The sequence below is a fragment of the Prauserella sp. PE36 genome, assembly GCF_003311655.1.
In the GTDB taxonomy this organism is placed as follows: Bacteria; Actinomycetota; Actinomycetes; order Mycobacteriales; family Pseudonocardiaceae; genus Prauserella_A; species Prauserella_A endophytica.
In genome coordinates, this window is record NZ_QEQT01000046.1 from 56,307 (window position 1) to 69,026 (window position 12,720).

Consider the following 12,720-nt stretch of genomic DNA (forward strand, 5'->3'; position numbering starts at 1 on the left):
CCCAGGCATAGGGAGCATCTCGGCTCGCACGCGTACGAGGCAACGGCCAGCGTTGACCACAAGACACTCGAAGGCGGCAAGTGACATGGGAGCTAGGGCAACTGGTGTCGTCATGCACACGACAGACGGAAGCGAGGCGACACCACCCGCGGGTCCGTCGCCACAAGAATACTCGGTGAGCCTGGAAGGCGTCAGCGTCGCCTTCGACGTACCCGGCAAGGGCAACCTTCTGGCGGTCGACAACATCGATCTGCACGTTCCCGCGGGACAGTTCGTCGCACTGGTGGGACCGAGCGGGTGCGGGAAGACGACCGTGCTGAACATGCTCGCGGGCCTGATGCGGCCGAGCGCGGGCGTGGTGAGCCGCTACGGCAAGCCGGTAGACGGCCCGTCCCGGGACATCGGTTACATGCTCGCCCGGTCCGCGCTCACACCATGGCGCACGATCCGGGCGAACGTCGAGCTGGGGCTCGAGATCCGCGGGGTGGCCGCTCGCGAGCGCAAGAGCCGGGCCATGGCCCTGCTCGAACGGTTGAAGATCGATCACTTCGCGGATGCCTACCCGTCCCAGCTGTCTCACGGGATGCAACAGCGCGTCGCGATCGCGAGGACACTGGCGATCGATCCTGATCTGTGGTTGATGGACGAGCCGTTCGGCGCGCTCGACGCCCAGACGCGTGTTCGCGTGCAGTCCGAGTTCCTCGCGCTGTGGGAAGGCAGCGGAAAGACCGTGCTGTTCGTGACCCACGACCTCTCCGAGGCCGTGCTTCTCGCCGATCGGGTCATCGTCATGACCCACCGGCCCGCTGAGATCAAACTCGACATGATGGTCGACGTCGAGCGCCCCAGAAACCCCCAGGAACAACTCTTCGATCCACGGCTCGAGGAGATCGAGCGGACGCTGTGGGAGGAGCTGCGGCATGAAATCCAGTAGCACCGAAACCGTGGCGAAGGATCAAGTGGACCGGCCGTCCGCGGCGCCGGCAGAGCACGCGACCAGGCCTCCCGAGCAGGCACGGCGCCGGACCCGCAGGATGGGCGCACTCGATCTGCCGGTCGTGGCCGTCCGCATTCTCATCTTCGTCGCGCTCATCGGCGTGTGGTACTGGTCGGTCGAGGACGAGTGGCTTCCCCGGATGTACACCGCGACGCCGATGGAAACATTCGAGCGGCTCGTGGAGATGGTCCAGCAGTCGTCGTTCTGGCACTCCATGCAAGTGACCCTGTCGGAGACCCTGCTGGGCTGGGTGCTCGGGTCGTCGGCCGGCCTGATCGTCGGATTGATACTGGGGCGCTGGAACCGGCTCGCATCGATCGCCGATCCGTATCTGACCTTCGCCAACGCCACGCCCAAGATCGCGCTGGCACCGTTCTTCATCCTGTGGTTCGGCGTCGGCCCGTCGTCGAAGGTCGTGCTCGCCGCGGTCATCGTCTTCTTCATCGTCCAGGTCCCGACCCAGGCCGCCGTGTCCCAGGTTCCGCCCGACCTCAACACCGTCGCCACCACGATGGGTGCGACGGAGCTGCAGAAGTTCCGCATGGTCGTGTTGCCCGGCATCATGGCGCCCGTGTTCGGTGCGTTGCGGCTGGCCGCGGTGTACTCCCTGCTCGCGGTCGTCATGGGGGAGTTCATCGCCGCGCGGGTGGGGTTGGGGCAGGCTCTGATCACCTCCACGAACCAGTTCGACATGCGCACCGCGTTCGCCCTGCTGATCGTGCTCGCGACACTCGCTGTGGTCATCAATCTCGGTGTTTCGGCGATCGAGCGGCGAGTACTTCGCTGGCGGGCGCTGGAGTCGAGCGCGAGCTCAGTGTCGATCTGATGACGCAACATCGGCCCCCGCTGCCGATTCCGGCACCGTTCCCTCGCGACGGCCGCGAACTCCGTGGTGACTGGCTCCCGCGCGTCCTCCAGCTTCCCGACGTGCCTGCCCATTCGGTCGCTGTCGCGCGGATCGGCGAGGACCGGGGACACATGGGATCGTCCTACCGGCTGACGTTCGAATGCGAACATCCGTCACACCCGGCCAGGTCCGTCGTCGTGAAGCTTCCGGCACCGGAAGCTGCGGCGAGGGAGGCCGCGAACCGCGGTGGCTTGTACGTTCGAGAGTTCCGGTTCTTCAACGAACTCGCGCATCGAACGGCGGTTCGTGCTCCGCGGTGCTTGGCGGCGGGCTACGCCGAGCCTGACGGCTTCGCCCTGGTCCTCGAGGACCTCGGCGCGGCACGGGAGGTCGACCAGGTCGCCGGATGCGACCTGGCACATGCCAAGACGGTGCTAGCCGAACTGGCCGCCTTCCATGCCAGCTGGTGGGACCGGCCAACCCTCGCCGAGATGACGTGGGTGACCCGGCACGCCGACGAGCATCGGGTCGAGAACCTGACGGGGATCCTCCGGGATGGCTGGCCGGTCCTCTGTGAGGCGCTCGCGGACCGGCTGCCACCCGACGCGCTTGAGGTGGGCAGGGCGATGGCAGAAGCGTTGCCGACAGCTTTCGGGGCCTTGGCGGCTGAGCCGCAGACGCTGTTGCACGGCGATGTCCGCCTGGACAACCTCCTCTTCGACGAGTGGGTCGTGCTGCTGGACTGGCAGAGCCTCTCCCGCGGCGCATGCGCCCTTGACGTCTCGTACTTCCTGGCCCAGAACATCCCGGCCGCCGACCTGGAGGTCCATGGTGAGGAGTTGCTCGCGGGCTATCAGCGTGGGCTGGCCGCGGCGGGTGTCGAGTACTCGACGGAAAGGCTGCGCCGCGCCATCGCGTTGGCCTTGCCGTTGAGTTTCGCGGTGGCGGCTTCGCTGGTCGTGGTCGCCGATGCCGAGGCAGAGCGCACTCGCGAACTCGCCGCGGCGATGGCGGTGCGGTCGCTCGCCGCGCTCAAGCACTTCGGACATCCGCAGCAGATGCTGTCCACTTCGCCATAAGCGGTGGCACGACTCAGCACCCCTCGATTCCGACTGAGGAGACGAACAGTGCAGCAGCGCGACTCAGGAGCGTACGCCGGTTTTCACGGCAGAGTCGGTACGACGTTCGCGACCTCCCAACCGTGGTGGCCGCCGCGACCGGAGGCGCCCGAAGGAGCACCGAACGTCATCGTCATGCTCGTCGACGACCTCGGCTTCTCGGACCTCGGCTGCTTCGGCTCGGAGATTCCGACCCCGCACATCGACGCCACCGCCGCCGAGGGTATCCGGTTCGCCAACTTCCACAGCACTCCGATGTGCTCGCCGACGAGGGCCGCCCTCATGACCGGCCGAAACGCGCACGCGGCGGGTGTCGGTTTCGTCGCGCACATCGACCCCGGATTTCCCGGCTATGCCTCGGAACTGCCCGCCAACCAGCCGTCGATGGCCGAGGTGCTCCGTGAGAACGGCTACGCGACGTTCATGGTCGGCAAGTGGCACCTGTCGAAGGAACAGGACATGTCCGAGGCGGGAAACCGGCAGTCCTGGCCACTGCAACGCGGGTTCGACCAGTACTACGGATTTCTCGAGGCGCTGACGAACTTCCATCAACCACACCGCCTCTACGAAGGCAACAGTGTGGTACAGATGGAAAGCTTTCCCGACGACTACTACCTCACCGACGACCTCACTGACCGCGCGGTGCGGATGATCAAGGAATCGAAGACCGCCGACCCGCACAAGCCGTTCTTCCTCTACTACTCCCATGGCGCCGTACATGCTCCCTTGCACGCCAAGGCGGACGACATCGCCCGCCATCGGGGACGCTATGACGCGGGCTGGGACACGCTTCGGGCCGAGCGGTTCCAGCGCCAGAAGGAACTCGGCATCATGCCCGAGGACACCGTGCTCCCGCCACGCAACGACGAACCGGGTGAGGACGTGCCGCCGTGGGACTCGTTGACCGATGACGAGAAGGCGCTGTATCCGCGGTACATGGAGGTCTACGCGGCCATGGTCGAGAGCGTGGACCGCAGCGTAGGGCGGCTGCGTGCCGTGCTGGCGGAGCTCGGCGAGCTCGACAACACGATCGTCATCATCACCAGCGACAACGGCGCGTCCCGGGAAGGCAAGGCGACGGGGACGACGGCGTACTTCCGGGATGGCGGAAGCCAGACGCGAGACGTCGACGGCAGCGTGATCCGCGAGGCGCTGGAGCGGATCGACGAGATCGGCGGGCCGACCACCTGGCCGCACTATCCGCGCGGGTGGGCAATGGCGTGCAACACACCGTTCCGGCTCTACAAGGTGTCCACGGTCGCAGGCGGGCACCAGGTTCCGATGGTGCTGTCCTGGCCCGCCCGGCTACCAGCGCGGGACCAACCAGTGCGGTGGCAGTACTCCCACGTCACCGACGTCCTGCCGACGCTGGTGGACTGGATCGGCCTCACACCGGTCACCGCACGTCACGGACGGCCGGCGGAGCCGCTGCACGGGGTCAGCCTCCGGTCCGCCATCGACGACCCCGACGCGCCTACCGAACACACTCGCCAGCACTACGAGTGCATGGGCAACCGAGCGCTGTACGACGACGGCTGGGAGGCCCTGACCGTCCACAAAGCACTGACACCGTTCTCCGAAGACCGGTGGCAGCTCTACCACACGGCCCAGGATCCGACGCAGACTCGCGACCTCGCCGAGCAGCACCCCGACCGGCTCGCCGGGCTGGTGGCCACGTGGGAGGAGGAAGCCTGGGCCAACCAGGTTTTCCCACTGGATGAGGGCAACCGGCTCAAGTACTACTACCGGCCATCGTCGCACGAGCGATTCGCCGGGCAGCTCCGTATCCCGCTAGGCACACCCACACTCGAGCGCTGGCGGTCGAGCCAGCTCATCTCCGGCCGGTCTTTCCGGATCGTCGTCGAGTGGAACTACCATCAGGGCGACGAGGGAGTGCTCGTCGCACACGGTGGTCAGGAGTCGGGGTACGTGCTCTATGTCGAGGACGGGCAACTGGTGTTCACCCACAACAACTGTGGTGCCCTGCATTCGATGTCCGTGGCTCTGGGTGAGCACTGCGGCGCTGTGATCGTTGACGTCAGCGCGCCAGGCGGTGGTGTCTGGGACGTCTCGCTCGTCGTGGACGGGGCACCGGAGGCCAAGGCCGCAGGCCTCCGGCAGTTCGCGGGCTTCCTGCCCTTCAACGGAATAGACGTCGGAAGGGACCTTCGCTCACCGGTGGACTGGGACCTGGCACAACGGCGTGGCACTTTTCCGTTCAGCGGCGAGCTGCGCGCCGTTCGGTACGAGCCCGGGGAACTCGCTCCCGACGCGGCGTCACGCAAGCTCGAGGAAGCACGCCAGATCGGCCTCGCACTGGAGTAGCCGGCGCTGGTGTCAGCGTGCCGGACGACCGCAGTCAGAACAGGTAAGGGCAGAAACGATATGGGTTCACTACAGGGCAAGACCGCCGTCGTCACGGGCGGCTCAGCGGGTATCGGCCGCAGCATCGCGGAAGCCTTTCTCGCCGAGGGCGCGGCTGTGTTGATCGGCAGTCGAAGTCAGGAAAAGGGCGACAAGATGCTCGCCGAGCTCGGTGCCGGTGAGCGGGCTCGCTTTCTTGCCACGGACGTCACGAGGCAGGAAGACGTCGAGCGGCTCGTGGACGCCGCCCATGGCTGGTTCGGCCGGCTCGATATCGCTGTGCTGAACGCCGGGGGAGTGCGGCAGTCCGCTCCCATACTCGAGATGACAGACGACGAGTGGCAGTTCGAGCTCGATGTGAACCTCAACCACACGTTCTGGGGTCTCCGTCGCTCGCTGGGTTACATGGTGGCCCAGTCGTCCGGTCGCGTGATCTGCATGTCGTCAGTGGAGGGCAAGCGCGGGAGGCCGGGAATCGCGGGGTACGCGACGAACAAGGCGGCCATCATAACCCTCGTCAAGGCGGTGGCGCACGAGGTCGGCAAGTCCGGGGTGACGGTGAACGCCCTGTGTCCCGGCCTGGTCGTCACCGACCTGGTCGCGGACCGCGGCGGAGCGGGTCAGGGGCTCGCCGGCGTTGACGCGGTTGTCGAGAAGTACAGCAGCGAAGCTGCCACCGGGCGGCCCGTCACTCTCGACGAGGTGGCCTCACTCGCGGTGTTCATCGCGGGCGACGCGGCATCGGGGATCACGGGTCAGGCACTGTCTGTCGACGGCGGGACCGCGCAGTACTGAGCCGAGGTCGGCGATCGTCGGGCATGAGTCGCGCGGTCTGCCAGCACCTGCGTGCGTATCAGCCGACTTCGGCGAAGGCGAGCGCGTCCGACGACAGTGCCCGATCGACAAATCATCCTGCGGTGTTCACGGCCTGGATCCACGGACCGAGCCGGGTTCGCCCCAGGGCTTCGCGGACCACCGTGGACGGGTACCGAATGCGGTCGTCTGCCGCGGTGGGCAAAGAAATGTCGCACGGCGATGCCGTCGCAGGGAGGTATTCCTCGGCTCTGACGGGGCGTAACCGCGCCAGGCCTAGCCGGGTCCCGCGCGGATGGCACGATGCGACGGCCGCTGCCAGCTCAGCGCGGGACTCAGGGCCTGGCCGGGCACGCAGCACGTGGACTGAGCCGTCGTCAGTCGCCTCGAGCAGACCGGGAGCCCGGGCCTCGCACATGTCCGGGCCGGCACCTGTATCGGCGGCCCAGACATGTGCGAGTCATCGATCCTCCGCTGCTCAAGGTGCCGTTTGCGGGGTGAGGAAACCGCGTCCCTCGAGGGAAGCCAGGGGGGCGCCCCGGTCGAAATACTCCTCGTCGTGGGCGACCAGTCCGTCGACGAACCGGATCCAGGCCATGCCATCGATGCGAGCCGTGGAGCCTGCCAGTCCCGCGCCGAAACGGTCGGTCTTCATCCGGCCCGTCATGGTCCACACACAGGCGGCGGTGTCACCGTCGACCCAGATGCGCGTGGGCGCCGTTTTCAGGTCGTCCCAGACCTCGAGACTGCCCGCGTAGAACTGGCGGATCGCTGCCCTGCCGTCGAACCGGCCGTTGACATTGTCGAAGAACACCGCGTCGGGCTGAAACAAGGCGGCGACTTCGTCCGGGTCTCCGCTGCTCCAAGCCTGGAACAGGTTGACTACCAGCTGGCGAGGGTCACTCGCGTCGGGCATGGTCCGGCACCTCCGTTGACTCGTCTGTCCTGGACAACAACCGCACCCAGAGGGACGTGAGTCCCCGCAGGATGAAGCTCGGTTCGTAGGCGAAATCGTTCGCGCCGGCCACGAGTTCGAGCCGCTGGAAGCGCTGGATGAGGCCGTCGAGCACGACGCGTGCTTCCATCCTGCTGATCGGCGCGCCGAGGCAGAAGTGCGTGCCCTTCCCGAAGGCCAGGTGGCGGCGCACGTTCGGCCTTCCACTGTCGAAGTCGTCCGGTCCTTCGAAGAACTCCGGATCGCGGTTCGCCGCGGCGTACATGATGATGACGGTCGATCCCGCCGGGATCGGGACGTCACCGAGCCGAGTATCGGTCGTCACCTTGCGCGGGATGCCCTGGGCAGGACTCGCCAGCCGCAGCACCTCCTCGACGAATCGGGGTATGCCCTCGGGGTCGGTCGCCAGCTCCTGGTACCGCGCTGGCTCCTCTGCCAGGACCCGCACCGCCTCGGCGAGCAGTTTCGTCGTGGTCTCGATACCACCGACGAACAGCTGACGGCTGAGTGAGATCATCTCTTCGTTCGACAGCGGCCGTTCGCGGTCGCCCTCGGTGATGCGCGCCTCGACCAGCGCGGAGAAGAAGTCAGAACCAGGGGCGCGCCGCGCCTGCTCGATGCGGTCGTGGAAGTAACGCTGCATCTCGACGAGCCCACGTTCTGCCTCCAGCCGCCGCTGTTCCTCGACGTGGTTGCCCACCGCGACGGTCGCGTCCTTCGTCCACCGTCGATAGGTATCCGTCATGCTGGTGTCGAGGCTCATCAGCTCTGCCGTCACCTGGATCGGCAGTGGCTCAGCCAGCTCCGTGACGAAGTCAACCGCTCGATCAGCCAAGCGATCGAGCAGCCGGTCGCAGACCTCTTTGGCGCGCGCCTCGTAGGCGCGTATTCTGGCCGGACTGAAGAACGGCGTCACCACCGCGCGGTACTGGCTGTGCAAGGGCGGATCTTGCGTGGCGAGCGTGGGGACGTGGGGCCAGCCTTCAGCGCGTATTCCGGCGATCTCCTGCTCCATCGCCTGGCTTGGGGGGTCTTCACGGGGGCAGTTGTTGGAGAACGTCTGGGTATCGCGGAGAACGGCCTCCACGAGGTCGTATCTGGTGACGATGTAGACACCCGCTGGTTTCGAGTAGTACACCGGTGCCGACGATCGCAGTGCGTGGTAGGTAGGAACCGGGCACTGCTGCAATGTGGGGTCATAGGGGTCGACGCCGCCATCCGTCAGCGCGCTTTCGCTTGTTGTCATCGCCGTCTCGCTTTCTGGCGGCTGATCGGGCAGGGCACGGCTCAAGGCTGGACGGTCCACGACTCGGCGGGGTAGAGCTTGCCGACCGTGCCGATGCTCTGGACCCATTGAGCGGCCGCGTCGAGCTGCCGGATCTCCTCGTCGCTCAGCGCCGCGCTCTCCGGGAAGTCGTCGAGGTGGTTCTCGTACAGGTAGGTCGCGGTCTCCGGCGGCGTCGACAACGTCTGCTGCATCAACTGGATCACCCGGCCCTTGTTGGCGGGGTCGCGGATGAAATCGAGCGTGGTGTTCATGACGTCGATGTACCGCCGCAGCAAGTCAGGGTTCTCCTCGGCGAACTCACGCGTCGCGGTGGTCACCACGCCCGGCCAGATCAGGCTATCCGGCGCCTCACCGGCGCGAACCGAGAAGGGAGTCTTGGCAAGACCGCTCTCGACCGCTTGAGCGATCCCCGGCTCGAGGGTGATTGCCATGTCGATCTGATTGTTGTCCATCGCGGCCATGGTCGTCGACGGGAGACCGGTCGCGATGTAGGTGGCCGATTCCGGATCGACCCCGGCCTCCTTGAAGAGGGTGCGGGCGATGTCCTCCGCGCCCGTGCCGCGCGCGATAACGCCGACCTTGGCGCCCTTCAGGTCTCGCATGGCGCCGCGCCAGTCTCCCTGTTCCGCGCTGATCGGGTAGTCCTTGTCGACGATGATGTCGAACTGTGATGCCCGAACGGTCTCCGTGAACGCGACGAGGTCGGTGCCCTTGTCGATGATCGGTAGCATGTTGTTCGGGACGTTGTCGACGACGTCGAGCTCCCCGGACACCTGAGCGGCGGTCTGTTCGGGCCCTGCTTTGATGCCGATGAACTCGGGCTTGATGCCGTGGTCACCCCAGAAGCCTTCCTCCTCGGCGACGAACAGCGGGAACTGAGCCCATGCTGGTGCGCGGCCGATCTTCAGCTCCGCAGCGCCTCCCTCGTCGGCTGCGTCGCCGGCGCCACCGCACGCAGACAGCAGCAGTGTTACTGCCAACACCGCGCCAACCGCGCGGACGCCGTTGCGAACTTTCATCGGGAGCCTCCTGTAGCCGGGGTAAAGATGGTGTCAGTGTTGAGTAACTCATCTGAGCCTGTCAACAGTTTCTATATATCAGCTTGAAATAGTGCGTCGAGGTGAGCAGGTGACGGGCCGGGATCCTCGTCCTGATGATCAGATTGACTGTAGGGTCGTAAGCTGGTGGAAACACCTCGAGCGGTGATCCCCGGTGTGCGGCGGATGAACACGCCGTGTGACCCCGAGTCACGGTTACTGCATCGCACTTAAGGAAAGCCGGATACCGGCTGGTCCCGCCGTTCGCCGGTCCAAGAGCGGCGGGAGCCGAACCCGAACGACCGGCCTCACGCTCAGCATCCGTCTGGTAGCCGATCGCGGCGATGGACGCGGCGCACTCGGCGTTCGACACGGTGCGAGTGGAATCGAGAACCGGGCGACCACAACGGGGCCGACGACCCTGCCTCGGCCGGTTCGCCTCCGGGTCACCGCGATGCTGGGACGGCGCGCGCCTGCGGAGGTGCAGCACGGGCGCATGGTTTCCCGGTCCATCCCTTGTCGGATGGCCAGGTCGTCGCGTGGCTTTCAGCATCGCTGGACGTACTGTATTCAACGTATAGTAACCCGGCTCGGTGGGCTCGGCCGTCTCCGCGCCGCTTTCGAGCTCTTCGCGTGGTTCCACTGGAGGCCGGTCCCGGTCAGTCGACCGGTGCGCGACCGGCCCGCCGACGGCCTCGAGGGGTGATAAGTGGAGCGGCACTAAAAAAAGTGGGACGAGTTCTGTTCCCCTGCGGCTGGTGGAGAGTTAAGCTAGACGGACTACAAAATCTCGATGGCCGTAGGTATGCCGAGTACTTGCCTCGGACGAGCACACTGCGAAGGAATCGGATGCGCACACTGGTGTTGGGTGGCTCCAGCTTCGTCGGCGGACGACTGGTCAGGAAGCTGCTGGAGAACGGCGACGAGGTCACCACGCTCAACCGCGGCCGGTCGGGCAACTCCCGCGCGGGTGTCCACCAGTTGATCGCTGACCGCCGGGACGTGGATTCGATGAAGGCGGCGTTGAGCGGTACCGAGTGGGACGCCGTCTACGACGTCTCGGGCTACATCATGGCGACCGATGCGGAGAACTTCCGCGCGCTCGTCGATCTGGTCGACGGCACTGTCGGCCGCTACGTCTTCGTCTCCTCCGTGATGGCCTACGAGCAGTCCGGGGTCTTCCCCTGGACGGAGGACTTCGCGCAACGTGACGAGCCGCCGACGACCTACGGCGGTTTCAAGGTCTTCGCCGAGAACCTGCTGCTCGACCGGTACCGCACTACCGGCCTGCCTGCGACCGTTGCCCGCCCAGCGGCCATCTACGGGCCTGAGAACAACATCTTCGACATGGAGTCGGCGATGTTCATCCGGCTCCGCAGGGGACTGCCGATCCTCCTCCCGCACGGTGGCCTGGTCACCGGCTCCTTCGGTTACGTCGACGACTTCGTGGCCGCGTTGACCACGATGGCGTACCACGAGGCGGCCGTTGGCGAGATCTTCAACGTCACCGGGAGTGGTGTCACCGCGTTGGCATACGTCCAGACGCTGGCGGACATCGTCGGTGCCGAGCCGCGCGTGGTGCCGCTGCCCGATGAGACGGTCGAAAGTCTGGACAAGCCCGCCTTCTGCCGGCTCTTCCGTGCCCGCCACCACGGCGTTCTTTCGACGCAGAAGCTGCACGACGTGCTCGGTGTACCGCCGGAACGCGACTTTCGCAGCGGCCACGAACTGACCTACGAATGGTTCCAGCAGTCGCCGTTGGCCAACTCCACGACCCTGGCCGACCCACTGTGGGGCAAAGGTTTCGATCTCGAATACGAGGCGGAGATCGCCGAGCGGCTGGGGGTGTCGCCATGACCTCCACCGGTCGCCCTGACGAGTCGGTGCTGTGGCGCTCGGTCGCCGCGACGCTCGAAGAGCTGATCATTCCGGCGCTGCGGCCTGGGTTCGAGCGTGACAATGCCCGTCAGCTGGTCGGTCTGTGCCGTTACGCCCAGGCGAGCCACGACGACGTCACCGACCGGCGCGCCGAGAAGCTGGCGACGGTGGTCGGCCCCACGGATGCCGAGGCCGCCGACCTACCGGGGCTGCTCGGCACGGCGGCCGACCTGCTGGTCGACGCCATCTCCACACCCGACGATCCGGTCGTGCGGGACCGCGCCGACGCGGTCCGCGCGCACCTGACGAGCATTCTCGAAGAGGACATCGCGGAAGCGGCGCCGCTGCTGGAAACCTTCTCCGGCCACGCACCCATGGACATTCCGGACGACGAGGTGGACGTGCCCGAGGCGCCCGCGTTGCGCGCGTGGTTCGCCGATGTGCTCGGCGCGCCCGTCGAGCTCACCGCGTCCGTGATGGTCGGCGGTCACTCGCGCCGGATGCTCAGCGTGCGCGTCACCGCGGACGGCGTGGCGTACGACCTGATCGTCCGGATCGAGCAAGGTGGCATGTTCGGCACCGAAGGCACTTCCGAAGCCAAGGTGATGCGGGCGCTCGCCGAGGCGGGTTATCCCGCGCCGCGCGTGCGCTGGATCGTGACCGATCCCGAGGTGCTCGGACAACCGTTCTTCGTGATGGACCGGGTGCCTGGCTCGCCGGTCATCGAGGATCCACAGGTCGTCGACACCTACATCCGGCGGCTGCAGGAACTGCACCAGCTGGACCCGGCGCTCGTCGAGAACGGGCTCGGGCCGGTGCCCGCCACACCCGAGGCCGCAATCTCCGCGATGATCGACCACTGGCTCGGCATCTACCGCGACTCGGTCGACGTACGCATCCCGCTGCTGGAGGAGTCGGCCGAATGGTTGCGCCGGCACCTCCGCCCCACCGGACCGACCGCGATCGTGCACGGTGACCCAGGGCCGGGGAACTTCCTGCACGTCGACGGCGAGATCACCGCGCTGACCGACTGGGAACTCGCGCACTACGGCGACCCCGCGGAGGACTGGACATACTTCGGCGCGATCAGGGCACGGCGCATGCACGACGTCGCCACGTGGCGCGCCAAGTTCGCCGAGCAGGCCGACGTCGAGATCGACGACCGCGACTGGCTCGCCTGGGAGGCCTTCAACCAGCTCAAGGGCGCCTGCGTCAATCTCACCGCGCTGCGCATCTTCACCGAAGGAGTGAGTACGACGCCGAACCTGCTCGCGATCGGCACGGCGGTGCACCTGAGGTTCCTCAACCGGCTCACCGAGATCGTGGCCACGTTGCGGTAGCCGGCGAGACGACCAGACGGCAAGACAGACCACACCGGGCCGCACACGGCATCCGGAAATCGGTGACCCTTCCGGGTCGAAGG

Annotated in this window: 10 protein-coding genes; 7 read left to right on the forward strand and 3 right to left on the reverse strand. The window is 66.6% G+C overall.

Annotation, left to right across the window (positions count from 1 at the left end; all coding sequences use genetic code 11):
- Nucleotides 1-52 precede the first annotated feature (52 nt).
- The 5 genes from DI005_RS08550 to DI005_RS08570 all read left to right on the forward strand — a co-directional run bounded on the left by DI005_RS08550 (nucleotide 53) and on the right by DI005_RS08570 (nucleotide 6,121).
- The gene (locus DI005_RS08550; RefSeq protein ID WP_147263831.1) at nucleotides 53-934 is read left to right on the forward strand and encodes an ABC transporter ATP-binding protein; all 882 of its coding nucleotides are present in this window, start codon (nucleotides 53-55) and stop codon (nucleotides 932-934) included.
- On the forward strand, nucleotides 921-1,823 hold the full coding sequence (locus DI005_RS08555) for an ABC transporter permease (protein ID WP_113641757.1): 903 nt from the start codon (nucleotides 921-923) through the stop codon (nucleotides 1,821-1,823). The genes DI005_RS08550 and DI005_RS08555 overlap by 14 nt, the downstream gene beginning before the upstream one ends.
- A gap of 152 nt (nucleotides 1,824-1,975) precedes the next feature.
- A complete protein-coding gene (locus DI005_RS08560) occupies nucleotides 1,976-2,923 on the forward strand; it encodes an ecdysteroid 22-kinase family protein (protein WP_228713985.1) in 948 nt (315 codons plus the stop codon).
- Between the two features lie 48 nt (nucleotides 2,924-2,971).
- Complete coding sequence (locus DI005_RS08565) at nucleotides 2,972-5,287, forward strand: arylsulfatase (protein ID WP_113641759.1); 2,316 nt, start codon at nucleotides 2,972-2,974, stop codon at nucleotides 5,285-5,287.
- Nucleotides 5,288-5,296: 9 nt separating this feature from the next.
- The gene (locus DI005_RS08570; RefSeq protein ID WP_199542661.1) at nucleotides 5,297-6,121 is read left to right on the forward strand and encodes an SDR family NAD(P)-dependent oxidoreductase; all 825 of its coding nucleotides are present in this window, start codon (nucleotides 5,297-5,299) and stop codon (nucleotides 6,119-6,121) included.
- 496 nt (nucleotides 6,122-6,617) lie between these two features.
- On the opposite strand, the gene DI005_RS08580 is transcribed toward DI005_RS08570, so the two are convergent.
- Genes DI005_RS08580 through DI005_RS08590 form a run of 3 tightly spaced genes read right to left on the reverse strand, consistent with a single transcriptional unit; the run spans nucleotide 6,618 to nucleotide 9,401 of the window.
- The gene (locus tag DI005_RS08580) at nucleotides 6,618-7,055 is read right to left on the reverse strand and encodes a nuclear transport factor 2 family protein (protein ID WP_112267749.1); all 438 of its coding nucleotides are present in this window, start codon (nucleotides 7,053-7,055) and stop codon (nucleotides 6,618-6,620) included.
- Nucleotides 7,039-8,385 carry a cytochrome P450 gene (locus DI005_RS08585; protein WP_158559791.1) on the reverse strand — a complete coding sequence of 449 codons (1,347 nt, stop codon included), beginning with the start codon at nucleotides 8,383-8,385 and terminating at the stop codon, nucleotides 7,039-7,041. The genes DI005_RS08580 and DI005_RS08585 overlap by 17 nt, the downstream gene beginning before the upstream one ends.
- Entirely contained in the window at nucleotides 8,382-9,401 is a 1,020-nt protein-coding gene (locus DI005_RS08590) for an ABC transporter substrate-binding protein (protein WP_113641762.1), read from the reverse strand. The genes DI005_RS08585 and DI005_RS08590 overlap by 4 nt, the downstream gene beginning before the upstream one ends.
- A gap of 867 nt (nucleotides 9,402-10,268) precedes the next feature.
- Here DI005_RS08590 and DI005_RS08595 point away from each other — a divergent pair.
- Nucleotides 10,269-11,276 (forward strand): NAD-dependent epimerase/dehydratase family protein, encoded by a 1,008-nt coding sequence (locus DI005_RS08595; protein ID WP_113641763.1) that lies wholly within the window; start codon nucleotides 10,269-10,271, stop codon nucleotides 11,274-11,276.
- Nucleotides 11,273-12,637, forward strand: coding sequence for a phosphotransferase family protein (locus tag DI005_RS08600; protein ID WP_158559792.1), 1,365 nt, complete (start codon nucleotides 11,273-11,275; stop codon nucleotides 12,635-12,637). Before DI005_RS08595 ends, DI005_RS08600 begins: the two co-directional genes overlap by 4 nt.
- Nucleotides 12,638-12,720 lie beyond the last annotated feature (83 nt).